The sequence below is a fragment of the Bacillus cereus group sp. N12 genome, assembly GCF_016483575.1.
Taxonomy (GTDB): domain Bacteria; phylum Bacillota; class Bacilli; order Bacillales; family Bacillaceae_G; genus Bacillus_A; species Bacillus_A toyonensis.
This window is the reverse complement of record NZ_JAEHBO010000013.1, coordinates 1-25,205: the sequence shown is the minus strand read 5'-3', so window position 1 is coordinate 25,205 and position 25,205 is coordinate 1. Positions and strand designations below refer to the sequence as shown.

The window sequence follows — 25,205 nt, the reverse complement described above, 5'->3', positions numbered from 1 at the left end:
TCGGCCTTCTTTCCAAATGATGGTACATTTATTATTTGAAAAAGAAGTATCTTTATGTATATAATCTTCGAAGTTTTTTAAGAGAGTTGATATAATAGAAACAAATAAGTAAGGGGGCATTAAAATGAAGGCTATTATTTCATACGAAACACCTCTAAAACAAGCACATTTCACTGCAAAAAATAATGAAAAAGATATGTTTTATAAAGAAAATACAGAAGAATCTGTAGAAGGATCTCTTCAATATGACGTACTAGATGCTGTTGGCGAATTTAAAGGACAACCTGGCTATATCGTTTGTAACAACATTTCTGTCACAGACGAAGGTCGCCCTGTATTTGAAAACCGTTTTAAAAACCGTGCAGGCCTTATTGAAAACGAACCAGGATTTCAAGCGATCCGCGTTCTACGCCCATTAAGTAACGATACATATGTCATCTTAACGATGTGGGAAACAGAGCAAAACTTTAAAGACTGGACAGAATCACGTTCATTCGAAAACGCTCATAAAAAACGTCCTGCACAAGCAGAGGGACAATCACAGGCTCAGGTGCATCCACATGCAGAACAGCAAAAGAGTATTTTCTCTCGTCCTTCTTTTGTGACTACTTTTGATGTGTTAGTTTAATTAAAAAGTAATACAACACTATCAGTACGTGAAATTATATTAACGATTTTCCGAATATATCTATCACATCTTGAAATATATCAACGATTTTCCGAATATATCTATCACATCTTGAAATATATCAACGATTTTTCGAATATATCTATCACATCTTGAAATATATCAACGATTCGACTAAAGATATCCATTTAATAACAAAAAAGGAAACACCACTACGCACCGGTGTTTCCTTTTTCTTTGTACCAATTATATATACGAAGTGTGTCCTCTTTTCGCATGTGCTTCACTTTATAACGATGCCCTGCTACCGATACGGCAGCTGTACATAACTCGTCTTTCTTTTGAAAATATGATTGATTGTACCCCACCGCTTGAATATGCCTTCTACGCATGATTCCTGTATATTTCGCAAGACCTCTGTACACCATCGTTAATTGATTTTCTCTCATCATATAACCGCCGCTAGTATAACGAGCGTATGCGAGTATTGTAACTCCGATACATAGCGGGATAAGAGTGAATAACGCGATATATTGTTTGAAATATATACTCGCACTAACGATCGGCACAGCGAGCACAGCAGTTGTAATCCAGCCCATGATGATGTAACGGCGCAATGCCGTTTTCGGTAAATGAACGATTTCCTCTTCCATTTCATACGGCAACTGTAAATATGCGAGTAACTGCTGCACATCTTTTTTCTTCATAAAAGGATGTAACATCACTTCATTCCCAGCGGATTCTATACTTTGAATGACTTCTACTTCGACAGAACAATAACCGAAAGGCTGACGGAGAATGCCTTCTTTCACAGTAATTGCTTGAATACGGTGCAATTTTAACACAAACTCTTTCTTATCAAATAACCCTTGTACGATGCGAATTTCATTTCCGTTTCGCTCAATTTTAAAGTTTGCATATTTTAACGCATAGCCTGCTGTTGAAATAACCCAAGAAATTGCCATTAAAATTGCGGCCATAACGATTAATTCATATACACCGTTATCCATCACATACGCTTCCACTTTATTGATGAGCCATTCTGGTAGAAATTGATTAAACTCTGTGTAAAGGATTACTAACATAGAAAACACTAATCCAAATCTACCAGATGTAATAGATGCGAATAAAATTTCTTTCGCTTTTAACTGATAAACTGTCTTACTACCTTCTTCCGCAGGCACCTCTTCAGCTACAACGCTTCTTTCTTTATGCAATAAAGCAATTAGTTCCTTCGCTTCATCTTCTTTAATACCAGCTAACATCACTTCTGGCTCACTACCGCCGCCTGCAACTTCTATATTTAATTTTGTAAGTCCAAGTATTTGATAAATGATGTTAGAAGATGTACTAACATTTTGCACACGTTCGTTATTTAAGTAGCTTTCTTTCTTTACAAACACACCATGCTTTATATGTAAAATATTATTCTCAATCCAGTACACTTTGAAATACCATTTCACAGCGGAGAAAATAGCCATCACGAATAAAAGAAACAATAAAACAAAATAAAATAAATACCAAGGCTCATTTTCATCTGAGCGAAATATTACAAGAAGGATAAAAGGAAATAAACCCGAAATTCGAATACCCAATAATATCGTGATCGGATGTTGCCTCTTATACATCCTTATCACTCACTTTCGCAAGTTCTCCAATTTGTCTTTTCAGTTGTTCTGCTTCTTCTTTCGTTAAACCTGGAATACTATGAGAAGTTGCTGCTGTTGAAATGTGTAATTCTGCTAAATTATACTTTCTCATAATCGGCCCTTGCTCAATCGTTACGTGCTGCACACGGATCATCGGAATAAGTACACGTTTTACAACGAACATTCCCTTTTGAATCTCAATCTCTTCTTCATTTAATCTGTAACTATAATAGCGTTGACGTAAATTTGGAAATACAAAATAATCAAGCGGGATAAATGTAATAGCGCCTGTTACTAACAATCCGAACAGCCAACCCCACCAGTTAAAGTTAATCATAAAAAAGAAATACGCAATTACGACTGCTAGTATAACTGCCGCCCCAATTAAAGCGTGAATTCGCCACACTTTCAGCATATTAGAATGAATCTCCCTTTCTAACGGCTGCATCTCATCACTCCAATTATATGAATGTATTACTTATATATTAGTTGGTATATACATTTTTGTAAAATTATAGTTTTTTACATCGTATCAAGCATTTCTTTAAAATTCCCTTCATTAATCGAATACACTTGAAACTGGATGTAATCTATCTCATTCGTATCTGGTTTAGCAAATGGCAAAATGTTAAATCTCGCCGCCGATCTTCCTAGCATATCTACAATCATAAGAGAAACGTCAATATATTCGAAGTCTATACGGAATACTACTGCTTCTTTTGTAAACTCATAATCTTTAATCGCATCATAAGACTTATTCGCACTTATGAGCGTCACTTTTAATAATTGATTTAAATTTTCTGGTTTAAAATTAATCATATGTACAGCTCCTTTTTTTAACAAAAAACTACGAAAATAGTGTAATCTTTTCCTTTCACGGCTTCACACATCAATTATATAAAAAATAAAGCTAGTTTTTTATAAATTTTTTGATATAATTACATACGGGAAAAGGGAAGAATTTTGTCTTCCCTTGTGTTTTTTATTTGCATCTAGTACTTTTGCTAGATGCCTTTTTTTATACTAAAAAAGCATCCTCAAAGTATGTGAGGATACCTTTTCAACAATTGTACTTACATAATCCAGCTTCATTTTCTAGTTTATATTATTTCTGAGTATACTCTAAAGTTCGTTTTCATTCATTCTCTATAAGCAATTGCATTTGGCAACTGTAAGAATCCGTACTAAAAAACTCATCTAATAATTCCACTTCAATGCAATTTTTAATTGTTACATTATTTTTCTCTATATAATCTTTTAATTTCTCCATACTTTCTTCTTTATTATTCTTTTTATAGGCCAGCGTTAAATAGTTACCTTCTGGTAAGATATCTATATTTTGCTCTTTCTGTGTGTAATCATATTTACATAACACAGAAAAAGCATACTTTGGTTCAAATCTATATTTTGAATGAACCGTATATGCTATACCAATCTCCATCGTTGTTTCTAAATTTCTCTCCTGAATAATTTTATCTACCTCTGAATAATAAAGGAATTCTTTAAAATTACCCACTTCTTTGCATGGAGCAGTGACGATATAACGTTTCTCAAAATACTGTATTGTTATTTGATTATGTACTAGTACCTTTTTAGCGACTTGTACACTATTATCTAGTTTATCAATCGTATGAATGACTGCTTGCATCTCTTTTATCTTTTGCTCAGTTTCTTCTCTTTTTAATGCTAAAAATTTTAATAATTCATCCATATTCTTTTCCGTGAAAATTTTTTGCAGTTCTTTCGTACTCGTTCCTAAAGCTCTACAAACTTTAATTATATCAATATAAACAAATTGATCTACCGAATAGTATCTATAACCCGTTTTTGCATCAATATATACTGGGATAAGAATGCCTGTTTGATGATAATATCTTAAAGCTTTTATTGTAATGCCTTTCATATTAGCAACTTCACCAATAGAAAATAAATTTTCCAATTTATATTGCCCCCTTATTCTTGACTCTCCTCTAAAGGGAGACGTTATTATTTTATCGTTAAAGTTAGTGGAAGGATAATAAAAAATGGGTCGTGTAAAATATGGAAACCTTAAAAGAAAAGATTATAAATAAGTGAGTTTAAAAATCAACTTGGCAGTCTTAGAAAAGTTACTAGGTGCCATTACAATCATCGAATTTATTTAAAAAAGAGGTTAAAATAGATGATACATTTTTTCTAGCTAACTAATTCAATGAAAGAAGGATATAATATGAAAATTGATAGACCAAAAATTTCGCCAGAGTTATCTTTAAAGAATTTTCACGATATTTTTTATGAAGAAGATTCAACATTAGAAATGTGTGAAATCATCGATTCCACTTTTGAAAATGAATCTGTAGATAGAGTGCGTTTATATAATGCAGTGATAAAAAATTGTAAGTTTACCAATACAGACTTTAGCAATATTGATATTACAGATGTTTGTTTTGAGAACTGCGATTTATCAAATGTTAATTTAAGCAACTCTTCTGTTCACAGAGTCGAATTTAAAAACAGTAAATTAATTGGCGTTAATTTTACGGAATCTAGCTTAGGAAATGTTACATTTGAAAATTCAATTTTGAATTTAGCTTCACTTGGAAATTCTAAACTAGAAAAGATCATATTTAATGAAACTTCATTAAATAATGCAGATTTTTTTGACTGTAAACTAAAAAAAGTTGAATTCAATTCATGTAGCCTTGACGAAGCAAATTTTGATCAAACATCACTGAAGGGAATAGATATTAGTTCTTCTAATTTTGATACACTTACCGTTTCAGTGAACAATCTAAGAGGATGTAAAGTATCATCATATCAAGCTATTCAGTTTGCAACATTACTCGGATTAATAATTAAAGATTAGTCATAAAGAACGATTTAAAATGTAAAAAGGTATCCTCGTACTTGAAGGATACCTTTTTATTATCTCTATTTTTGACAGATTACTGTTTTGTATCATATTCTTTTCATCAATCTAGTGCACTTCAACAATTGTACCATCTTCGAATACTTTGAATACACCAGTAAATCCTGATCCAGCTGCACCTTCTATTTTATATGTCGTACGCACTCTTATTTGATAATATTTCTTTCCATTTTCTACTTGCGTATTCTCTAGCGTGTAATCATATTCTTCTTTATATTCATTTTTAATATATTCTTTAGCTTTCTCAAAAGTAAATGCATCTTGATTCTTTCCTGTCTCTACCTTTTGATTCTTCTCTGTCTCTGTTTTTTGGTTCTTTTCTGTTGCTACCTTTTGATTCTTTTCAGGCTCCACTTTTTGACTCGTTCCTGCATCTGTTTTTTGTGCCTTCGGTGCTGCTGTTTCACTCTTTGCAGTTTTTTCCTCTTCACCAATTTTAGTAACTAATCCTACAGCTTTTTTATTATATTCTTCAAAGTTCTTGTTACCTTTCGTTTCGGAAACTAGCTTATCTAATATCTCTTTCGCTTCTGCATAATTTTTCTTACTTATGAACTCTTCACTTTTCGTCAGTTGCTCGCTATATTTCTTTTTTTGTTCTAAGATGGCTAGTAATGCTGTTCGTTCTTCCTTCGCTTGTTTTATCAGCGTATTACTTCCATTCTTCACGCTCTCTACTTTTTCAAATGACTTGATTGACTCTTCTACCTTTGTTTCCTCTTTTAACTTCACTGCTTCAATCATTGCTTTCGTTTGTTCTATAAGTACTTTTACATCTGAATCATCTTTTTTCTCATCTAGCGCTCGTTCAAATGACGATAAGGCTGTTTTATATTCTTTATTCGTTAGTGCAGTCTTTCCCTCATCCATTGCTTTTTCAAAGTTCCCATTACTACATCCAGCCAACATTAAAAATGTAAGTCCAATTACCGTTAATAACTTTCTCATTTTCTCTCCCCCTATATACTCCTAAAACAATAACATCATATGTATAAAAATCTGTGTAGTACTTAGACTAACAGTAAAATATGTACTACATTGTGTGCGGGAACGGAAGTACATTTCATTTACTATCATTACTTAAAACTCCTAAATAGTTGGTAGTCTTCTTCTTTTAAGACCGAAAGGAATTTTAATAATGCGGATAAAGCTCCCACTCAAAATCTTTACTACACACTCTCATACACATAGAAAAACCATTTTTAGTTTATAGTTTGTTATTTCTTCAACTTTAAATATTCTCAGTTGATTGGAAATACGAACTACAACTCGTAATCTATCGAAAACATAAGAAAACAAAACGTAACAAAAGTTACGTTTTGTAACTTATCTGTAACACAAATGTAACATAACGTTTTTAAACATACAATAGTTTTTTTACATTATTTTCCCCACCTACCGTTGGACTATCCCCCTTCAAACATGTAAGGAAAGAAACTTCTTTCCTTACGCGTTAAAATTAATTACATAGATAGCCCTTTTTTCAACAAAACACTATGAAAACGTGAGGACATTTATCTTCCCTTGTATTTTTATTTGCATCTAGTACTTTTGCTAGATGCTTTTTTTATGCCAAATAAAATAAAAAAGGTATCCTCAAATACTTGAAGGATACCTTTTCACTTTTATTATCTCTGCTGTTTTCTACCTAATACGAGTAATCCAAAACTCATCATTACAAGAAATGCTCCCATATATGGTTCCACAGGCATTTTCTGTCCTGTCTTCGGTAATTCTTTTTCAGGTTTTTCTGGATTTGGTGTTCCAGGCTTCTCTGGATCTGTTGTTTCCGGTTTTTCTGGATCTGTTGTTTCTGGTTTTTCTGGATTCGTTGTTTCCGGTTTTTCTGGATCCGTTGTTTCCGGTTTTTCTGGATCTGTTGTTTCAGGCTTTTCTGGACCTGGTGGTGCTAAATGACTCAATTTGTTTAACACTTCTAATTGAACCGAACTTATCATTCCTTTTGTAATTTCAAATGGAATTGGATTAGTTAATTTTTCATATCCTTTTGGTGCTTCTACTTCTACAAGTGTGTAGTTACCTACAGATAGATCTGAGATTTTTGCTTTTCCAGCTTTATCTGTCGTTACTTTCGCGACTACTTTGCCCTTTTCATCATGAACTTCAAACACAGCTCCTGCTAATACTTCCTTGCTTTCAGCAGCCATTTTTGTAATGTCCACTGAACCTTTGTCTAACTGCTCATTCTCTACTTTCAATGATAAGACTTTCGTCATACCTTGTTGGATTTCAAACGATACTGGTTCTGTTAATTGTTTGTAACCTGGTAAGCTTGCTTTTTCTACTAATTTATACTTTCCTACTGATAAATCTGAAATTTTTGCTTTTCCATCTTTATCTGTCGTTACTTCGGTTACTACTTTGCCTTGCTCATCTTGTACTTCGAAGACTACGCCTTCTAATACTTTTTGGCTATCTTTATCTACTTTTGTAATTTCTACGTTACCCTTGTCTAACATTTCATTTTCTACTGTTAAAGCAAGAGATTTCGTCATACCTTTTTCAATTTGGAAAGTAATCGGATCTACCAATTGCTTATATCCTTTTGGTGCTTTTACTTCTACTAGCTTGTATGTGCCAACTGATAAATTAGTAACTTGTGCTTGTCCTTTTTTATCTGTCGTTATTTTAGCGACTACTTTTCCTGCTTCATCTTGAATCTCAAATACTGCATCAGCTAAAGCATCTTTCGTTTCTTTGTCTACTTTTGTAATTTCTAAATTTCCTACATCCACTAATTCATTTTCGACAGTCAATTGTAATGCTGTAACTCTACCTTTTTCAATTTCGAATGAAATTGGTTTTTCAAGTGGCTTGTATCCTACTGGTGTTTCTACTTCTACTAACTCATACTTTCCAATAGATAAATCTGAAATGTTTGCTTTTCCTTCTTTATCCGTTTTTACTTTCGCAACTACTTTTCCTTTTGAATCACGTACTTCAAATACAACATTTTCTAATGGTGCTTTACTGTCTTTATCTATTTTTGTGATTTCTACATTCCCCGTATCTACCATTTCATTTTCTACAGTGAACGCTAAAGATTTTGTCATACCTTTTTTAATTTCAAATGGTACAGGCTTTTCTAATTTTTTGTAACCTGGTAAACTCTCTACTTCTACTAGCTTGTACTTTCCTACTGATAAATCTGCAACTGTTGCTTTTCCAGCTTTATCTGTCGTTACTTTCGTTACTACTTTGCCTTTTTCGTCTTGAACTTCAAAGACTACACCTGCTAACGGCGCCTTATTATCTTTATCTATTTTTGTGATTTCTACATTTCCCGTATCTACCATTTCATTTTCTATTTTTAATGATAGAACTTCTGTCATGCCTTTTTTGATTTCAAACGATACTGGTTCTGTTAATTGTTTGTAACCTGGTAAGCTTTCTTTCTCTACTAATTTGTATTTTCCTACAGATAAGTCTGAGATTTTTGCTTTACCATTTTTATCTGTTTTTACTCCTGTTACTACTTTGCCTTGCTCATCTTGTACTTCGAAGACTACACCTTCTAATACTTTTTGACTGTCTTTATCTACTTTTGTAATTTCTACTGAGCCTTTGTCTAACTGCTCATTCTCTACTTTTAATGATAAGACTGTCGTCATACCTTTTGTAATTTCGAATGATACTGGCTCTGTTAGTTTTTTGTAGCCTGGTAAATTCTCTACTTCTACTAGTTTGTAACTTCCTACAGATAGATCTGAAATTTTCGCTTTTCCTTCTTTATCTGTTTTTACTTTCGTTACTACTTTTCCTGCTTCATCTTGGATTTCAAAGACTACGCCTGCTAATGCATTCTGGCTATCTTTGTCCACTTTTATAATTTCTACTGAACCTTTATCTACTAATTCGTTCTCTACTTTTAGTGATAAAACTTCTGTCATACCTTTTTTAATTTCAAACGATACTGGTTTTGCTAGTTTTTTATATCCTGGTAAGCTTTCTACCTCTACTAGCTTATATTTCCCTACTGATAAATCTGAAACGTTTGCTTTTCCTTCTTTATCTGTCGTTACTTTTGTTACTACTTTATCTTTTTCGTCTTGCACTTCGAATGTTACGCCCGCTAATACTGCGCCACTTTCTTTGTCCACTTTTGTAATCTCTACTGAACCTTTATCTAACAGTTCGTTCTCTACTTTCAATGATAAAACTTTCGTCATACCTTTTTCGATTTCAAACGATACTGGTTCTGTTAATTGTTTGTAACCTGGTAAGCTTTCTTTCTCTACTAATTTGTATTTTCCTACAGATAAGTCTGAGATTTTTGCTTTACCATTTTTATCTGTTTTTACTCCTGTTACTACTTTGCCTTGCTCATCTTGTACTTCGAAGACTACACCTGCTAGTACTTTTTGACTGTCTTTATCTACTTTTGTAATTTCTACGTTACCCTTGTCTAACATTTCATTTTCTACTGTTAAAACAAGAGATTTCGTCATACCTTTTTCAATTTGGAAAGTAATCGGATCTATTAATTGTTTATATCCCTTTGGTGCTTTTACTTCTACTAATTTGTATGTGCCAACTGATAAATTAGTAACTTGTGCTTGTCCTTTTTTATCTGTCGTTATTTTAGCGACTACTTTTCCTGCTTCATCTTGAATCTCAAATACTGCATCAGCTAAAACATCTTTATTTTCTTTGTCTACTTTTGTAATTTCTACATTTCCTGTATCCACTAATTCATTTTCGACAGTTAATTGTAGTGCTGTTATTCTACCCTTTTCAATTTCGAATGAAATTGGTTTTTCAAGTGGTTTGTATCCCGCTGGTGTCTCTACTTCGACCAACTCATACTTCCCAATGGATAAATCTGAAACATTTGCTTTTCCTTCTTTATCCGTTTTTACTTTTGCAACTACTTTTCCTTTTGAATCACGTACTTCAAATACAACATTTTCTAATGGTGCTTTACTATCTTTATCTATTTTTGTTATCTCGACATTCCCTGTATCCACCATTTCATTTTCTACTTTTAATGATAGGACTTCGGTCATGCCTTTTTTAATTTCAAATGATATTGGTTTTTCTAGCTTTTTATAACCAGGTAAACTTTCTATCTCTACTAAGTCATACTTTCCTACAGGTAAATCTGAAACATTTGCTTTTCCAGCTTTATCTGTTGTTACTTTTTTAACTTCATTACCCTTTTCATCTTGGACGATGAATATTACTCCCGCTAATGGTGCTTTATTATCTTTATCAACCTTTGTTATCTCGACATTTCCCGTATCTACCATTTCATTTTCTATTTTTAATGATAGAACTTCTGTCATACCTTTTTTGATTTCAAACGATACTGGTTCTGTTAATTGTTTGTAACCTGGTAAGCTTTCTTTCTCTACTAATTTGTACTTTCCTACTGATAAATCAGAGATTTTTGCTTTACCATTTTTATCTGTTGTTACTTCCTTTACTACTGTTCCAGCTTCATCTTGCACTTCAAAGATTACGCCTTTTAATGCTTTTTGACTGTCTTTATCTACTTTTGTAATTTCTACTGAGCCTTTATCTAACTGCTCATTCTCTACTTTCAATGATAAGACTGTCGTCATACCTTTTTTAATTTCAAATGATACTGGATCTGTTAGCTTTTTGTAACCTGGTAAGCTTTTCATCTCTACTAATTTGTATTTTCCTATTGATAAATCAGAGATTTTTGCTTTACCATCTTTGTCTGTTTTTACTTTTGTTACTACTTTACCGTTTTCATCTTGCACTTCGAAGACTACGCCTTCTAATACTTTTTGACTATCTTTATCTACTTTTGTAATTTCTACTGAACCTTTATCTAACAGTTCGTTCTCTACTTTCAATGATAAAACTTTTGTCATACCTTTTTTGATTTTGAACGATACTGGTTCTGTTAGCTTTTTGTAACCTGGTAAGCTTTTCGTCTCTACTAATTTGTACTTTCCTACTGATAGATCTGAAACGTTTGCTTTTCCATCTTTATCTGTTGTTACTTTTCTTACTACTTCACTTTTCTCATTTTGGACTTCAAATTCGACACCCGCTAATACTGCACCGCTTTCTTTGTCCACTTTTGTAATTTCTACATTACCTTTGTCTACCATTGCATTTTCTACTGTTATTGGGAATATGCCGTCCCCTGTTACATTTACTTCGAACTCTTTTTCTTTTAATTGGTATCCTTCTGGTGCTTTCGTTTCTTTTAAAATATATTTCCCTGGTACTAACGGTTTAGAAATTGCCTTACCATCTTTATCTGTAACAATATGTTCGACTACTACACCGTCTTTTACTATGTCAAACTCTGCATTTGCTAATGGCTTTTCACCATTTTCCGAATCAATTTTCTTTAATTCAATTTGACCCTTTTGTATAGTATTTTTAATTTCAATTGTTTTTGTTTCTCCAGCTTGAAGTGTAACCTCTACTGGTTCTTTTAATTTTTGATATCCTTCTGGTGCTACTATTTCATAAACTTTATACGTCCCAGGAGCTAAAGTTTGAGGTACTGAAAAACCTTTTTCGTCCGTTTTCAGTTTTGCAACAACTTCATTTGCACTATTTCGAACTTCAAATTCGGCACCTTTTAACCCTTTATTCGAATCCTCAGCATCTATTTTATGAATTGATACTGTACCGTCTTTTGGAGTTTCAGGCGGCGTAACAGTTACTTCTTTCGATGTTAATTTCTTATCATCAAAATGTAATTCTGCCTTATTAGGAATCTTCTTATCTACGTAAGAAGATAAGTCTGCATTAGCTTTAATTTTCGCCTTAATATTCAAGTTAATTATCTGGTCTTCATATGATTTATAGTCAAAGTTCTCACCGAACGTAAATGTCACTTCACTTTTTTGTTTATCTATCTTTAATGTTCCTTTAGAAGTAATATCTTGACCATTTTGATCATACACTTTTGCCTCTAATACTTCTAAAACATCTTCTAAATCATCACTAATTACCATAGATGTGTATTTAGGAGGATCGTTCGGTATATGTGTACCAACTTGGTATTGAATAACTTGATCCATTTGTGTTAACTGCTCATTCTCTACAAGCTTGCCATTCTCATCAACTATATTTTTTTCAATGCTAGGTGGATTATCGTCACCTGAACCGGATCCTCCCCCACCACTTACAAATACTTGTCCTACTTTTTCTTCAGTTTTAATATTTTTACCTTCTAATTTCACAGTATTTTTATGAGGTTTTGCAGCAGGATTTGTAACCTTTGTTTTATATCTTAAAACATAGCCTTTGGAACTGTCTGGAAATTCAATTGTAAATCCAGCCTTTGTCGCATTAATTTTAATGTTAGATAAATCTGCTGGCTTAATATTTGTTGGTGCATAACCATCTTCAAATACAGCCTCTTCTAATACTACGCTGTCTGTAATTAACTCATGCCCAGGTCCTAATGTATCTGTTAATTTAAGATCTTGCATTTCTGTTCCAGTTGCATTTACATATACAAGCCAATCAGCAATGGACGGATCTTCTTGATTATAAGAACCCCATTTCAATAGATTATCTGTATTGGGCTGTGGCTTCGGTCTCTCTGTCGTATTACTTACATTTACTTCTTTATTTACGATTTGACCATCAACGTTAAATTCTAATGGAATTTCTTTGACACCATCATATGCTTCTAGACCAAAGTAGAATTCTACAAATAAAGAACCTTTAACGTTATTCTTTCCTTCTACGTAATCACCCATAGTACATGTTAATAGGCCCTTTTTCATCTCACATGTACCAACTGTTTTTCCTTCAGCATCTTTTAAAGGAAAACTCATATTCATAAGGTCTTTTCGAAACTCTTTTGGCATATCAATTGTGAATTGATCTCCACTTTTTATTTTTTCTTTAGCTGACCACTTCACTTCTACTTTCATACCATCTGAGGCTTGATACGGTTCAGATGTCGTGCCATCAGTACGGGAAATATTAATTTCGTCCACTGGACTTTTCATCACAGCAGCTTGAATAACTGGAGCCCACACATTCAGCACTGAAAATAATACTAGAAAAACTAATGAAACCATTGAAATATGCCTTTTAGTACTTTTCATTTGCATAGTTCCCTCCTATTTTTTATATTTATATAACAAAAAAAGACCGTCCGGTTGCATCAAAAATGTGCAACCAGACGATCTTAGTAACCAATATATATTACCGTAGACTCTAAGCTTTGCGGCCTATCCTTTCGAATAGTGTGCTAAAAATATCTTTTATTCTTTTTTTGTTTCATTTTCCTCTTAAACCAAATATTACTATACCGTCTGGACGGTTATAATTCAACACCCTACAAAATTGTTCTATTATTCTAACAAAAAAAATAATTCACCACTGGATTAAATAACTAACGGTGAATTATCGTATATTATATAGTTAGTATATTCTACTTATATGAATTATTAATAAGAGCTTGAATCACTTTTTCTCTTAACTCGGGGCTTAGTCTTCCAATCCCTAAACATTCCGAATACCATAATCCATCTGCTGCTAATCTAATAATTGTGGCACAAACTGAATCTATTTCATCATTTTCTATATTATTCTGAAGTTGGTGAAATGCTTGTTGTAATGGCTCAAGTAATTCAGGTTTTAACATGAATGCTGTCATCATACTACTAGACAGCTCTTCTGATCTTCTCTCATTACTTAATCTTTCCTCTACAAAAGAGCGAACCCATCTTCCTTTTCTCTCTGAGTCTTCCTCTACTTTATTGTAAATAGCGTCTTGATACTCCTCCGTTCCTTTGAGTATCATACCTTCTATTAAAGCTTCTTTATTTGAAAAGTGATACAACAATCCACCTTTACTTACGCCCGCCTCTTTTGCCACTGCTTCTAAGGTTAATTTAGCAACCCCTTTATATTGCACAATGTGAGAAGCAGCTGATAAAATTTTTTGCCGTGTTATGCTTGTACTCATTCCTTTTTAAAACCCCATTTCGACTAAAATTATATAAATACGTATCTTATTTTTAATATTGTTGAGTACTACTAACTATTTTCTTTATACAACAAAAGCTTCATTACCTTTGAATTTTTAGTTACTTATTCTATTAAAAATTTCCATATCATTCAATATGATAACATCAAATACACAACACTGACTATACATCTATACTTTTATATTCATTTCTAATATATTCATGAATAGGATTTATTAGTTTAGCTTTTCCTATTACTTTATCACCTTCATTAGTTTATCTTATTAGACAACTGTAATTCTCTCAGTACTAAATAAAAAATGTTATTCCTCCCGTTGAATGGAGGAATAACATTTTTTATTTATAAACTACTTAACAAATTTGATTCCAACTAGCATCCTTCACATCTTCACTAGTCGGTTTTCTAACTGATTTCACAAAACATTCCTCGCAAGCACCGAACGTAATGAAATTTTTCTGTGCTTGTCTTAACGAAGGTTCATTTGCCCCGCCTTCAAAGTCAGGATTGTTAAACTGAACCTCATCATCTTCCCAATAACATATACTGCAAATTCCATATGTACCTGTTGGTTCTTCTTCTATTGTTTTATACCCACAACACGGACAAGTGTATTTCATGTTCCCACTCCATTACTAACTTGTTTTTTCTCCCATATATCCCGACCCACAAAGAATGTAACAGCACAAATCATAGTTATCCCCATGAAAAAAACATTGGAATCTTCATATGTATTTGGAATCCCTACCGTTATGAAAACAATACTAAAAGCTAAGAGTAAATATAATAATACAGATATAATATAGCTAAATTTAAATCGTAAAATGATACCTCTAAACAATATCTCACCAAGAAGACATCCACCTAAAATAATAGGTACTCCGAAATACAATGTAAGGACTCCCATTTGCGAAATAGATTGAATTATCTTTCCAAGTATGTTCGGCGAAATCATCTCATTATTTTTTCCCATCCTATCATATAAATCAAGTGCCGTTGCTGAAATAAAGAAACTTAATATAGAAAATGAATACGGAATTAAAAATTTGCTCACTCTCATTCACCTCACTTTTTTCCTTTCATATATATTATTCACTATTTTCTATCATTTTCACATAAAAAAATAACCCTCTATGATAAAACATAGAGGGAAGAATTTCTATATAAAAACCTATACCTTATCCTGAAGTGAATTCCGAAAACAGAACACATATCAAAACACCTAAACCATCTGCTCCCTATATTCGGTTTAGATGTTTTATCCCGCTATTTGCGGGCAGTAAGACCCCCACCTCAAAATTTAGCGAAAACAAAGAAGTTAGGTGAGGAATCAACTGCCCGTAAACGCCCGATTCGTTCAACTAATAATCAGTGGGGATGAAGAACCCCCCACTGATTAAAGTTTCACTTTATTAGAAAGTAGTACCTTCTTTTTTGTAATATTCTTTTGAAATCTCTTCATAAAACGCTGCCGATGTCGAATAGAAGTAAGGTGCTAACCATAAGAAACCGATTCCTATAGTAAGAATACTTAAGATGAACCAGCCAAGGAAACTTAAGCATAGTAAAAAGTAATCCATTTTATGTCCGTTCATCATATGGCGACTTTCGGTAATTGCTTGATTCGCTGTGTATTCTGGATGATCATTCAAAATAAAATACGTCATAGAATAAGAAAATGATTTAATAATACCCGGAATAATAAGAAGTAATGTCCATAGAATTACGTATACATACATTAGTAAATATGTTAAAAATGCCTTCATAAACTTACTTCCATCGCTAAACCATCTAAATACATGACCAATACTAGCATTAGTTCCACGAATTACATTTAAAACTAGGTAATAAGCACCCGTTGTTAACGGACCGATAATAAGCATTGCAATAATAGTTACTGTAAGCGAATCACTTGCTTCTTCCCAACCCCAAAACATTGAGAAAATACCTGTGGTTAGAAATTCCACAGCTCCAATAAGAATTCCAATTAATAAGGTTGCTCCTACTGCTAATCCCCATTTTCCTTTTAATGCATCAAGTGCTTCTCTTTTCAACTGACTTATCATACATAGCCTCCTAATATTATTTCTACATTATTATACCATTTATATCAAATATTTCACGAATTCCCCTTAAATAGAAGCACACTTCCTTTTTTCTGATACATATTCATATATGTGCGCTGTAGTACTCATATATGGATTGGACTAAAGAAAACTTAGTTCAATTGCAAACTACTCATTTCTCTATAAAAAAAGCCTGCCTATCATACTAGGCAAGCCTTTTTAAACTAATCCTCACTTATTCTCTTCTTATACCAATCCTGCATTCTCTCTGCATCTTCTACTCTCGTATGCTCTAATTTATAATTCGATGATGCACTAGAAAACTTATACGTACATAAGTCTACGCGGCGCTGGAAATATGATTGTGTCTTCTCCATTGATTGGACGTGTCTTCTTCTTACAAGTCCTGTATATTTTCCAATACTACGATACACAATTGTAATTTGTTCTCCGTTTACACCGTAACCATTTGTTTTAAATGTTGCGTATCCAAGTGTAAAGATGAGGATCGCGAGCGGTAATAATGCCCACATGATGTAATACTTTTCAAAGTATATGCTGATTCCCGTCAGCGGGATTGCTAGCATGGCGAAGAAGATGAAACTATCAATGAGATAGCGACGCAATGCTGCTTTTGGTAATGAAATAATGTTTGTATTCAGTTCGTATGGTAATTGTAAATGGGTGAGTAACTGTTGCACGCGATCTTTTCGAATGATAGGATGTAGCGTAACTTTTTCTTCTTTTCCTTCACTTTGAATGACTTCTACTTGCACAGCACAATAACCGAATGGTTGGCGTAATATACCTTCTTTTATCGTAATACCTTGAATGCGGTGTAACTTTAATACGAGTTCTTTTTTCTCAAGTAATCCTTGCGAAATACGGACTTCATCATTTTTTCGATTGACTGTGAAATCCCCATGTTTTAACGCATATCCAATTGTAGATATAATCCAAGAAACGACAAGTAAAATAGCTACCATGTAAATCCAGCCATATATATCATGATCCATAACATAAGACTCTACGCTATTTTTGATCCATCTCGGAATGTACTCGTCCACTTGGTTATAAACGAAAAATATTAAAGAGAATAATAATCCAAATTGACCAGATGTAATAGACGCTATTAAAATCTCTTTCCACGTTAACTTGTACTCTGTCGTTTGTTTTTCCTCTGTAATAATTTCTTTTTGTACTACTTCTTCTGATGTTTCTTCTACTTTTACTACCGAGGTTGGCTCATTTAACATTGTAATAAGCTTTGTTGCCTCTTCTACCGTAATACCAGCTAAACTAACTTCCGGCTCATTTCCTCCGCCAGCTGTTTCAATTTTAATTTTCTTTAGTCCTAACACTTGGTACAGCATGCCTGAACTTGTATTAATCGTTTGAACACGTTCTTTATTTAAGTAGCTCTCCTTCTTCACAAAGAGCCCATCTTTAATATGTAATACGTTATTTTCGACCCAATATACTTTGTAGTACCAGCCTACGATAGCTGAAACAATCGTGATTACCGCAAAACCGATAGGAACTAAATACCAAAATGGAAACTTTCCTTTTAAACTAAAAAGAAAAATAATAAATGGTATAAAATCTGTTATTTTTAATTCTAATAACATCGTGATTGGATGCTGCCTCTTATACATCCTCATCACTCACTTTCGCTAATTCTGCGATTTTCGTTTTCAACATTTCTGCCTCATACATCGTTAAACCTGGGATACTATGAGAAGTCGCCGCTGTTGAAATGTGTAATTCTGCTAATCCGTATTTCCTCATAATTGGCCCTTGTTCAATTGTAACGTGCTGCACACGAATCATCGGTACTAATACACGTTTTACGACGAAAAGACCGTGCTGAATTTCAAGTTCTTCTTCATTTAGTTGGTAGCTATAGTAACGTTGACGCAATTTCGGGAATGTAAAGTAATCAAACGGCGTATATACAATTGTTAATCCGATGAGCACATAAAAAATCCAAGCCCACCAATTAAACTTAATCATAAAGAAAAGATATGCCAAAATGACGATAATACTAATTCCTAACTCAATTAAGGAACGCGTTTTCCACACCTTGACCATGTCAGGGTGAATTTCATTTTTCAATGGATCCATGTAACCACTCCAAATCTAGTAATCTAATATATGAATACTCTCAATCTATATTTTACATAACTTTACAGAAAATTGAAATTTAATTATCTTTCTTCTCTGGAATAAAATATCCGAACCAAAGTAACCAAATGAAACCGATTAACTTCAGCCAACTTCCATCCGCCTGAAAAGCCTCTATCATACCTGGAATTTTATACACTCCAATGAATCCAAGAAAACCGAGCCACCAGTTTTTTTGCATTTTCACTTTTACTCCTCCTTTATGACGTTTTTCACATTTCGAATCCAAATTTCTTTATACTTTAACTGGAATCCCATTAACATGTAGTTGCTCATATTATCGATAACGAGCGCTAACGTATGAGCATTCTCTTCTGTTGCATGTTGTGACACAACGTCAAGTTCTACACCTTGCTTTAATAAATCATGAAATCCATTTAAAAACTCTTCTTGTATTTCAAATAAACGTTTCTGATACTTCTCATTTCGCGCCGCAGTTACGATAAATTCATTTATGACGCGTAATATACCTTCTTGTCCTTCATACTCAGACAACATATGTAAACCATCTGCAATTAACTTTTTTGCAAAATTTTCTTTCGTATATTGATCTTTATCGAAGTAAGAAGAGAAATGATACCCAGAAAAAATTTCTTCAAATAAAAAATCTACTAACGCTTCTTTAGAAGAAAAATGATAGTAAATGGCCGGTTTTGAAATACCTACCTCTTTCGCAATCATGGAAAGGCTCATTTTCTCAATACCGTGCTCTGCCATAAGTTTAAATGACGCCTCTACAATGTTCTGCGATGTTTGTAAATTCTTTGTCATACTGTACCTCACTTGTTTTTACTTACCGGTCGGTAAGTAAATTATAAAATGAAACGAAATGATTTTCAAGTTAGTTAGCGCTTTAGAAGGGGGTTATTGGTAAATGTAGAAAAACATAAAGTAAAAGCAATATATAACAATAAGGAGGATGTTCATATGGGACTTGGTGGTAAAGGCGGTAGCGGCGGAACTGGTGGCGGTGAAGATGGACAAGCTGGTAAGAGCGGATTTCCATTCATCATTGTACTCTTTATCGTATTAATTATAGTTGGAGCTAGCTATAGTGGACTTGGCTTCTAAGAAAAGGCGCCCTACATTACACATGTAGGACGCCTTCTTTTTAATCCCTATTCAACAATCGCATACGATAACAATTCATCGTCACTTCTCCAAGTCTTTGCAGTAATTGATAGTTCGCATATGCGCCGACCGGGGCACCGATTATCGGTACGAGCTGAAGCATTTTTGCTAAATCGATATAGTCTCGGTACTCTGTTTGGAACTTTTCCCAGTCCATATGATTTTCTTCTTCTGTATCCCACGTTTCGATGGCTTTCCATATTTCTTTTCGATGATCATCACTTGAAAAGGCGAGTTGGAAAACGTGAAGGATAAAAAGGCGCTCTTCTTTGTTACTCGTATCAAATCCGTACAACGTTGCTGCATCGAATAAAAATTTAATTTTAATGCCGAGTAAAAGCGGAAAGTCAGCAAGGCCAAGGAGAATACCACCAGCTCCAGTCCCTGCTCCTTCCGCCGCTGCTATTTTTTTGTACTCATCCATTTTTTTGAGTACTTCATCGTCACGTCTTTGCAGTGACCATGTCGTCTCTTTTAATTTCGGCTTTATAAAGTTTGATCCGGCGCTGATCGTTTGCACCATCATACGAATCGTCTCTGTTAACACCTTTTGTACTTTCGCCGGAATGAGCTGTTGTACTTTCGTCTGCACTTTTTTGGAGAACCGTGTCATCATAGAAGAATCTTTCATGAATGTAGCTTTCCACTGCTCCAATTCTTTTATAACCTTCTCTTCATATGTAATCATAGGTTCATTCCTTTCAATTTAAACGCTCAATGCGCTTCGCCCCGTATTGGTAAACGAAACCGATACTAAATAATATGCTTACGATAAGTAAAATTCCTGTCATCATGAAATCTTTCGTTGCTAGTGCAAATATAACTGTAAAGATTACGCTCCCGATGATTAGAATCGCGTTTAATAAAGTAAGAAAATCTTTCTTCTTTTCATCTACCTTTACTGGATACAAATCAAGCCAAATTTTCATGCGGTGATGTTTCCATAAAGTTAATAGCTGATAGCCGATTAAGTATAGGAAGATAAAACTCACGATGAATCGTCCATATAAAAATGGAATGAAGTAAAGAATAACTCCTCCAAGAGCGAGCAAACGCACATATAATCCAAAATAGTTACCTGATCTTAAAAATGTTCTCGTATATAAGTATAAATATGTACGCTTTTCGCCGATTATCGAAAGAATGAAATCAAGCCATTTCTTGCGGGATACTCTCTCTTTTAATGCTGGTACATCAACGAACATATTCGCAATGCGGTACAGTAACATCATCTTTTTACCTTCTTCAGAAATTAAATACTCCCAGTTCAGCGGCTTCCCTTTCACCATTTGATGCATGATAGCAAGGTATAACACCATGAATAGAACAATTCCGCCAATAAAAAGAACTGAAGTACGTTCTACAAGGAAATATACAAATAAACCGTTTAAGATAAAACGTATGAACCAATCCGCCTTTTGTACATTTTGATCTGTTAAAAAGGACTTTTCCCACGCTATAAATAAATTCCAAGCTTTCACAATGACAAACGCGATTACAATCCATATGTAAGCCGCTCCTGTTTGCTTCATTTGCTGGAAGTATAACGGGGCAAGCGCAGCTGCTACGATTGCGATTATGTATAACTGAATCATAAACGTAAAGAGAAAGGCCTTTGTGAAGTAAGGCTTTAGCTTCTCTTCAACTGGCAGTAAGTAAACAAGGTCTGCTTCTTTTAATAACGTTTGCATTGATCCAGCTGTTAAAACTAGTCCAATTAGCACTGCCATTACGAGCGCAGTTGGAAACGAAGGTGTTAACGTTTGTAACCATTGTTGGTAATAATACGCTCCCGCACCGATGATAAACACGAAAATAAATTTCAAATGATCGTTAAATACGTATTTACTATATGTACGAACTTCTTTTAGAAAGTGACGAAATCGTTCTTTCCATAATGCTGTACTATTCATAATCTTCTTCCTTTGTTAAGGCAATATAAATATCATCTAACGTTGCACCTGGCATATTAAACTGTGATTGCAGTTCAGATAATGTTCCCATCGCTCTTACTTCGCCTTGATGTAAAATAATGAACGAATCACAATAACGCTCTGCCGTCGCTAAAATATGTGTACTCATTAAAATACCTGCGCCGCTCTTTTTCATTTGATCCATCATTTGAAGTAGAGATTGAATTGCTAACGGATCCAGTCCAACGAAAGGTTCGTCTACTATGTAAAGAGATGGCTCCACTAAAAATGCACTCATAATCATTACCTTTTGTTTCATCCCTTTTGAGAAATGAGATGGAAACCATTTTAAACGATTTTTCATACGAAATTCTTGCAATAGTTGTCCTACACGTTCTTCGTACTGTTTTTCATCGACACCGTACGCCATCGCTGTTAATTTCAAATGCTCTTCTAGCGTTAGCTCATCATATAATACCGGTGTTTCTGGAATGAATGAAAAGCTAGAACGGTACGCTGTCATATCATCACGAATTGTTTTCCCATTAATTGTGACAGTTCCTTTTTTCGGTTCCATTAAACCGATAATATGTTTAATCGTCGTACTTTTACCAGCCCCATTTAAACCGATTAAGCCGACAAGTTCGCCTTTATTAACAGAGAACGAAACGTCTTTTAATACAGGTCGTTTCGTATATCCTCCTGTAACATTTTCTACACGCAATAACTCGCTCATACGACACCACTTTCTTCATTAGTATTCATTCTATATTCATCTTACCAAAAATTGCGCTGTACTACATAGTATCGATGTGTTCAAAAAAAATTTAAATTTGTTAGCATATATTTTTACGAAAGCGGACATCATAATTAGTGAAGAAGGAACACATTGAAAAAGCAACCACCAATTGATGAGTATAACAACATAGTGAAGTCATCATGAAATGGGGTGTCCATGTTGGACAATGAAATTTACACATAACCAGATCATTTGTTTCATTTTCGAAACGGGGTGTCTCCGAAAGAGCATATACTGTTTTAAAAAATAAACAATTTCATTTTAAAAAGATTGCAATTCATTTCACTTGAAAATGGGGTGTCTACGGCAGAAACTTTAGCCGATTTACCATGCATTTCTTAAATAAATGGGGTGTCTGCGAAACGTAAATTACGATAATGCTTTTTCAATCCCTCTTCAGAAAACAGGAAGCTGAGTCAGCTTCCTGTTTTTCGTGTTTGTTCTCTTATGTAATTATGGTAAAATACGGCTAAGGATATTTGAAAGGATGAGATCGATGAATCATACAGCAGACAATTGTATTTTTTGTAAAATCATTGACGGGCAAATCCCTTGCTCAAAAGTATACGAAGATGAACATGTGCTTGCATTTTTAGATATTAGTCAAGTAACAAAAGGACATACTCTTGTTATTCCGAAAGTTCACAAACAAGACATTTTTGCGTTAACGCCAGAAATCGCATCACACATTTTTTCTGTCGTTCCAAAAATCGCAAATGCGATTAAAGCAGAGTTTAATCCAGTTGGCTTTAACCTACTTAACAATAACGGTGAAAAAGCTGGACAAACTGTGTTCCACTTCCACCTTCATTTAATTCCACGCTACGGTGAAAACGATGGTTTCGGTGCCGTTTGGAAATCACACCAAAATGAATATACAATGGAAAATTTACAAAACATCGCAAGCACAATTGCAAATAGTGTGAAATAGTGACACTATAAGAAGACGTAATACATAACAAGCCGATTCCCCGAAGTAATTACATATTGCAAGGCTTGTTTCTTCACTCCATATACCGGGGTATACTTTTCTGTGCATAGCGCACTTACAAGAAGGAAAAGTTCTCTTTTCTTTCTCTTGTTTTAAAGATATGCATACTATTTCACATCATGAATACGAACGAAAAATAAGGAGGTCTCTTTTTATGTCAAAAGCTAAATCCTTTATTACAGGTGTCCTTTGCGGCGGAGCAGTTGCTGGATTAGCAGTTCTTTTCTCTACTCCTTCTTCTGGCAAAGCCATGCGCGGCAAGTTAAAAGAAAAAGGAAATGATATTAAAAAGACTTTAGCTGATATTACAGCTGATACAAAGTTATTAAAGCGTCAAATCGTTGAAACTGCTTCAGAAGGTAAAGAAGTGTTTCAAGAATTAAAAGACGACATGCAAGACACGCTTTCTAACTGGAAACAAGATATTTCTCAAAACAAGCGCCATATTGAAAAAGAAATTTTGGACATTCAAAAGTCAATTGAGAAACTACAAGAAGCTGTTCCAGAAAAAGCGTAAACAAATTCCTGCTTAGTTTTTGCATATAACAAATATTTTTTATATAAATTGACCTTAACACGGCATATCACATAGATATGCCGTGTTTTTATGCATTTACAATATATGTTAGCCATTAACATGTAAGGACAACACATGTACTCACGACTCATAAACCGCTTCCATAGTTATGCATGATTTGTATAGAATGTCATTTTTTTAAAAAATTTTCACAATTCTCACAAAAAGACTTTATTAATTTTTATTTTACTGGCATAATAGATAGTAATGAAAAAGAATGTTAAAGTGGGTGAGTAAATGAAAAGTGGAGAAAAAGATTACTCGGTAAAAGAAGCGATGATTTTCAGCCAACGCATTGCTCAATTATCGAAAGCGTTATGGAAATGTGTAGAGAAAGATTGGCAAATGTGGATTAAGCCTTACGATTTAAATATTAATGAGCATCATATTTTAACAATCGCTTATCATTTAAAAGGGGCTTCTATTTCTGAGATTGCTAAGTTTGGAGTTATGCACGTATCAACGGCGTTTAACTTCTCGAAAAAGCTTGAGGAACGCGGCTATCTTGTATTCTCGAAAAAAGAAGATGATAAACGAAATACGTACATTGAAATTACAGATAAAGGGGAAGAATTACTACTTCGCTTAATGGAGGAGTACGACCCTGAAAGTAATTCAGTGTTTAATGGGGCTCTTGCACTTCGTAATTTTTATGGGAAGTTCCCAGAAAATATCGAGCTGATTGCTATCTTGCGCAATATTTACGGACAAGACTTCATCGATATTTTTGAGAAATCATTAGAAGATATTGAGGAGAATTTTACGGAATCCGATCAGAAGTTAGTTAAGAAATAATCTATTTATTTTTTCGCACTCATGCGTAAGAATTCATTCATAAGTGGGTTAAATAAACCTTGTTTTGCTAGCGCTTCCGCAGTTTCGTTTACTTCGAGCTGATGTGGAAGCGCTTTTTCAAATTGATCTAACAGCGCATCGAACAATAAAAGGCCTTCTGCTTTCTCCGCTACATATTGTTCGTTCAATGTTTCACAAAGTTTCAGTATACGTTCAATATCTTTTTTACGAGCTTTTTTCTTTATGATTAAAGAATAAAATGGACACTTTTCTTCATCAATCATTTTAAATAGTAGGTCTACGTAGTATTCAGCTTGTTCTAATCTTCTAACAACGTCCATTTTCTCCCTCACTTTCTAACACAAAGTCTTCTATTTCTGAATTTTATAACACGAACAAAATATCGTATGATACAATATATAAAGTATATGTATTTTAGCCAAAAGGAGGTCTCGCCTCATGACACTTATAACAGTTGTTTTTGTCGCATTCGCACTTCTTGTTATATTTTACACGAATTTCATGACACATACACTGTGTGAACGAAAACAAATAGCTGCGAGCCGCCAGCCCGGTGTCTTTCGGGTTATTAATGTATGTATA

General features: G+C 33.9%; 24 protein-coding genes and 1 riboswitch. Of the genes, 6 read left to right on the top strand and 18 right to left on the bottom strand.

What is annotated here, in order from left to right:
* Positions 1 to 124 precede the first annotated feature (124 nt).
* On the top strand, positions 125 to 628 hold the full coding sequence (gene hmoB, locus JDS92_RS09520; protein ID WP_199631866.1) for a heme-degrading monooxygenase HmoB: 504 nt from the start codon (positions 125 to 127) through the stop codon (positions 626 to 628).
* A gap of 212 nt (positions 629 to 840) precedes the next feature.
* Here hmoB and JDS92_RS09515 read toward each other — a convergent pair whose 3' ends face one another.
* The 4 genes from JDS92_RS09515 to JDS92_RS09500 form a co-directional block, all read right to left on the bottom strand.
* The gene (locus tag JDS92_RS09515; protein ID WP_199631865.1) at positions 841 to 2,256 is read right to left on the bottom strand and encodes a PH domain-containing protein; all 1,416 of its coding nucleotides are present in this window, start codon (positions 2,254 to 2,256) and stop codon (positions 841 to 843) included.
* The gene (locus tag JDS92_RS09510; RefSeq protein ID WP_001182713.1) at positions 2,249 to 2,725 is read right to left on the bottom strand and encodes a PH domain-containing protein; all 477 of its coding nucleotides are present in this window, start codon (positions 2,723 to 2,725) and stop codon (positions 2,249 to 2,251) included. Before JDS92_RS09510 ends, JDS92_RS09515 begins: the two co-directional genes overlap by 8 nt.
* A gap of 74 nt (positions 2,726 to 2,799) precedes the next feature.
* On the bottom strand, positions 2,800 to 3,096 hold the full coding sequence (locus tag JDS92_RS09505) for a hypothetical protein (protein WP_000606830.1): 297 nt from the start codon (positions 3,094 to 3,096) through the stop codon (positions 2,800 to 2,802).
* A 316-nt stretch (positions 3,097 to 3,412) separates the two neighbouring features.
* Positions 3,413 to 4,216, bottom strand: coding sequence for a MerR family transcriptional regulator (locus JDS92_RS09500; RefSeq protein ID WP_000429187.1), 804 nt, complete (start codon positions 4,214 to 4,216; stop codon positions 3,413 to 3,415).
* Positions 4,217 to 4,486: 270 nt separating this feature from the next.
* On the opposite strand from JDS92_RS09500, the gene JDS92_RS09495 reads away from it, so the two are divergent.
* Positions 4,487 to 5,122 carry a pentapeptide repeat-containing protein gene (locus tag JDS92_RS09495; protein ID WP_000687251.1) on the top strand — a complete coding sequence of 212 codons (636 nt, stop codon included), beginning with the start codon at positions 4,487 to 4,489 and terminating at the stop codon, positions 5,120 to 5,122.
* A gap of 111 nt (positions 5,123 to 5,233) precedes the next feature.
* On the opposite strand, the gene JDS92_RS09490 is transcribed toward JDS92_RS09495, so the two are convergent.
* From JDS92_RS09490 to JDS92_RS09445, 10 genes are all read right to left on the bottom strand, one after another.
* Positions 5,234 to 6,133, bottom strand: coding sequence for a hypothetical protein (locus JDS92_RS09490; protein WP_097958815.1), 900 nt, complete (start codon positions 6,131 to 6,133; stop codon positions 5,234 to 5,236).
* A 680-nt stretch (positions 6,134 to 6,813) separates the two neighbouring features.
* The gene (locus tag JDS92_RS09485; RefSeq protein WP_199631864.1) at positions 6,814 to 13,266 is read right to left on the bottom strand and encodes a SpaA isopeptide-forming pilin-related protein; all 6,453 of its coding nucleotides are present in this window, start codon (positions 13,264 to 13,266) and stop codon (positions 6,814 to 6,816) included.
* Between the two features lie 59 nt (positions 13,267 to 13,325).
* A riboswitch (cyclic di-GMP riboswitch) is annotated at positions 13,326 to 13,418 on the bottom strand.
* A 171-nt stretch (positions 13,419 to 13,589) separates the two neighbouring features.
* Positions 13,590 to 14,126 carry a TetR/AcrR family transcriptional regulator gene (locus JDS92_RS09480; RefSeq protein ID WP_098138363.1) on the bottom strand — a complete coding sequence of 179 codons (537 nt, stop codon included), beginning with the start codon at positions 14,124 to 14,126 and terminating at the stop codon, positions 13,590 to 13,592.
* A 373-nt stretch (positions 14,127 to 14,499) separates the two neighbouring features.
* Complete coding sequence (locus tag JDS92_RS09475) at positions 14,500 to 14,766, bottom strand: CPCC family cysteine-rich protein (protein WP_199631863.1); 267 nt, start codon at positions 14,764 to 14,766, stop codon at positions 14,500 to 14,502.
* A complete protein-coding gene (locus tag JDS92_RS09470) occupies positions 14,763 to 15,206 on the bottom strand; it encodes a hypothetical protein (RefSeq protein WP_081339513.1) in 444 nt (147 codons plus the stop codon). The genes JDS92_RS09475 and JDS92_RS09470 overlap by 4 nt, the downstream gene beginning before the upstream one ends.
* A gap of 352 nt (positions 15,207 to 15,558) precedes the next feature.
* Positions 15,559 to 16,212 (bottom strand): DUF975 family protein, encoded by a 654-nt coding sequence (locus JDS92_RS09465; RefSeq protein WP_000625391.1) that lies wholly within the window; start codon positions 16,210 to 16,212, stop codon positions 15,559 to 15,561.
* A 224-nt stretch (positions 16,213 to 16,436) separates the two neighbouring features.
* On the bottom strand, positions 16,437 to 17,867 hold the full coding sequence (locus JDS92_RS09460) for a PH domain-containing protein (RefSeq protein ID WP_199631862.1): 1,431 nt from the start codon (positions 17,865 to 17,867) through the stop codon (positions 16,437 to 16,439).
* Positions 17,860 to 18,336, bottom strand: coding sequence for a PH domain-containing protein (locus tag JDS92_RS09455; protein ID WP_000371349.1), 477 nt, complete (start codon positions 18,334 to 18,336; stop codon positions 17,860 to 17,862). Before JDS92_RS09455 ends, JDS92_RS09460 begins: the two co-directional genes overlap by 8 nt.
* Before the next feature lie 79 nt (positions 18,337 to 18,415).
* Positions 18,416 to 18,583, bottom strand: a complete 168-nt coding sequence (locus JDS92_RS09450; RefSeq protein WP_000783814.1) for a hypothetical protein — start codon at positions 18,581 to 18,583, stop codon at positions 18,416 to 18,418.
* Positions 18,584 to 18,585: 2 nt separating this feature from the next.
* On the bottom strand, positions 18,586 to 19,167 hold the full coding sequence (locus tag JDS92_RS09445) for a TetR/AcrR family transcriptional regulator (RefSeq protein ID WP_000164841.1): 582 nt from the start codon (positions 19,165 to 19,167) through the stop codon (positions 18,586 to 18,588).
* Positions 19,168 to 19,323: 156 nt separating this feature from the next.
* Between JDS92_RS09445 and JDS92_RS09440 the strand changes: the two genes are divergently transcribed.
* Positions 19,324 to 19,467 carry a YjcZ family sporulation protein gene (locus tag JDS92_RS09440; protein ID WP_000522751.1) on the top strand — a complete coding sequence of 48 codons (144 nt, stop codon included), beginning with the start codon at positions 19,324 to 19,326 and terminating at the stop codon, positions 19,465 to 19,467.
* A 40-nt stretch (positions 19,468 to 19,507) separates the two neighbouring features.
* Here the strand turns inward: JDS92_RS09440 and ecsC are convergent, their stop codons facing one another.
* Genes ecsC through ecsA form a run of 3 tightly spaced genes read right to left on the bottom strand, consistent with a single transcriptional unit; the run spans position 19,508 to position 22,176 of the window.
* The gene (gene ecsC / locus JDS92_RS09435; RefSeq protein WP_199631861.1) at positions 19,508 to 20,215 is read right to left on the bottom strand and encodes an ecs operon protein EcsC; all 708 of its coding nucleotides are present in this window, start codon (positions 20,213 to 20,215) and stop codon (positions 19,508 to 19,510) included.
* A gap of 13 nt (positions 20,216 to 20,228) precedes the next feature.
* On the bottom strand, positions 20,229 to 21,440 hold the full coding sequence (gene ecsB / locus JDS92_RS09430) for an ABC transporter permease EcsB (RefSeq protein WP_001089113.1): 1,212 nt from the start codon (positions 21,438 to 21,440) through the stop codon (positions 20,229 to 20,231).
* Positions 21,433 to 22,176 (bottom strand): ABC transporter ATP-binding protein EcsA, encoded by a 744-nt coding sequence (gene ecsA, locus JDS92_RS09425; protein WP_001292604.1) that lies wholly within the window; start codon positions 22,174 to 22,176, stop codon positions 21,433 to 21,435. The genes ecsB and ecsA overlap by 8 nt, the downstream gene beginning before the upstream one ends.
* Before the next feature lie 559 nt (positions 22,177 to 22,735).
* Between ecsA and JDS92_RS09420 the strand changes: the two genes are divergently transcribed.
* From JDS92_RS09420 to JDS92_RS09410, 3 genes are all read left to right on the top strand, one after another.
* Positions 22,736 to 23,170, top strand: coding sequence for an HIT family protein (locus JDS92_RS09420; RefSeq protein WP_001016840.1), 435 nt, complete (start codon positions 22,736 to 22,738; stop codon positions 23,168 to 23,170).
* Positions 23,171 to 23,384: 214 nt separating this feature from the next.
* On the top strand, positions 23,385 to 23,747 hold the full coding sequence (locus tag JDS92_RS09415) for a YtxH domain-containing protein (protein ID WP_000030306.1): 363 nt from the start codon (positions 23,385 to 23,387) through the stop codon (positions 23,745 to 23,747).
* Between the two features lie 297 nt (positions 23,748 to 24,044).
* Positions 24,045 to 24,602 carry an HTH-type transcriptional regulator Hpr gene (locus JDS92_RS09410; RefSeq protein WP_000834919.1) on the top strand — a complete coding sequence of 186 codons (558 nt, stop codon included), beginning with the start codon at positions 24,045 to 24,047 and terminating at the stop codon, positions 24,600 to 24,602.
* 5 nt (positions 24,603 to 24,607) lie between these two features.
* Here the strand turns inward: JDS92_RS09410 and JDS92_RS09405 are convergent, their stop codons facing one another.
* Complete coding sequence (locus tag JDS92_RS09405) at positions 24,608 to 24,943, bottom strand: DUF1878 family protein (protein WP_000383648.1); 336 nt, start codon at positions 24,941 to 24,943, stop codon at positions 24,608 to 24,610.
* Between the last annotated feature and the right edge of the window lie 262 nt (positions 24,944 to 25,205).

Bases quoted from the DNA above. Each gene is read 5' to 3' on its own strand.
- hmoB (WP_199631866.1), top strand. From the start codon at position 125: ATGAAGGCTATTATTTCATACGAAACACCTCTAAAACAAGCACATTTC.
- JDS92_RS09515 (WP_199631865.1), bottom strand. From the start codon at position 2,256: ATGTATAAGAGGCAACATCCGATCACGATATTATTGGGTATTCGAATT.
- JDS92_RS09510 (WP_001182713.1), bottom strand. From the start codon at position 2,725: ATGCAGCCGTTAGAAAGGGAGATTCATTCTAATATGCTGAAAGTGTGG.
- JDS92_RS09505 (WP_000606830.1), bottom strand. From the start codon at position 3,096: ATGATTAATTTTAAACCAGAAAATTTAAATCAATTATTAAAAGTGACG.
- JDS92_RS09495 (WP_000687251.1), top strand. From the start codon at position 4,487: ATGAAAATTGATAGACCAAAAATTTCGCCAGAGTTATCTTTAAAGAAT.
- JDS92_RS09490 (WP_097958815.1), bottom strand. From the start codon at position 6,133: ATGAGAAAGTTATTAACGGTAATTGGACTTACATTTTTAATGTTGGCT.
- JDS92_RS09485 (WP_199631864.1), bottom strand. From the start codon at position 13,266: ATGCAAATGAAAAGTACTAAAAGGCATATTTCAATGGTTTCATTAGTT.
- JDS92_RS09480 (WP_098138363.1), bottom strand. From the start codon at position 14,126: ATGAGTACAAGCATAACACGGCAAAAAATTTTATCAGCTGCTTCTCAC.
- JDS92_RS09475 (WP_199631863.1), bottom strand. From the start codon at position 14,766: ATGAAATACACTTGTCCGTGTTGTGGGTATAAAACAATAGAAGAAGAA.
- JDS92_RS09470 (WP_081339513.1), bottom strand. From the start codon at position 15,206: ATGAGAGTGAGCAAATTTTTAATTCCGTATTCATTTTCTATATTAAGT.
- JDS92_RS09465 (WP_000625391.1), bottom strand. From the start codon at position 16,212: ATGATAAGTCAGTTGAAAAGAGAAGCACTTGATGCATTAAAAGGAAAA.
- JDS92_RS09460 (WP_199631862.1), bottom strand. From the start codon at position 17,867: ATGTATAAGAGGCAGCATCCAATCACGATGTTATTAGAATTAAAAATA.
- JDS92_RS09455 (WP_000371349.1), bottom strand. From the start codon at position 18,336: ATGGATCCATTGAAAAATGAAATTCACCCTGACATGGTCAAGGTGTGG.
- JDS92_RS09445 (WP_000164841.1), bottom strand. From the start codon at position 19,167: ATGACAAAGAATTTACAAACATCGCAGAACATTGTAGAGGCGTCATTT.
- JDS92_RS09440 (WP_000522751.1), top strand. From the start codon at position 19,324: ATGGGACTTGGTGGTAAAGGCGGTAGCGGCGGAACTGGTGGCGGTGAA.
- ecsC (WP_199631861.1), bottom strand. From the start codon at position 20,215: ATGATTACATATGAAGAGAAGGTTATAAAAGAATTGGAGCAGTGGAAA.
- ecsB (WP_001089113.1), bottom strand. From the start codon at position 21,440: ATGAATAGTACAGCATTATGGAAAGAACGATTTCGTCACTTTCTAAAA.
- ecsA (WP_001292604.1), bottom strand. From the start codon at position 22,176: ATGAGCGAGTTATTGCGTGTAGAAAATGTTACAGGAGGATATACGAAA.
- JDS92_RS09420 (WP_001016840.1), top strand. From the start codon at position 22,736: ATGAATCATACAGCAGACAATTGTATTTTTTGTAAAATCATTGACGGG.
- JDS92_RS09415 (WP_000030306.1), top strand. From the start codon at position 23,385: ATGTCAAAAGCTAAATCCTTTATTACAGGTGTCCTTTGCGGCGGAGCA.
- JDS92_RS09410 (WP_000834919.1), top strand. From the start codon at position 24,045: ATGAAAAGTGGAGAAAAAGATTACTCGGTAAAAGAAGCGATGATTTTC.
- JDS92_RS09405 (WP_000383648.1), bottom strand. From the start codon at position 24,943: ATGGACGTTGTTAGAAGATTAGAACAAGCTGAATACTACGTAGACCTA.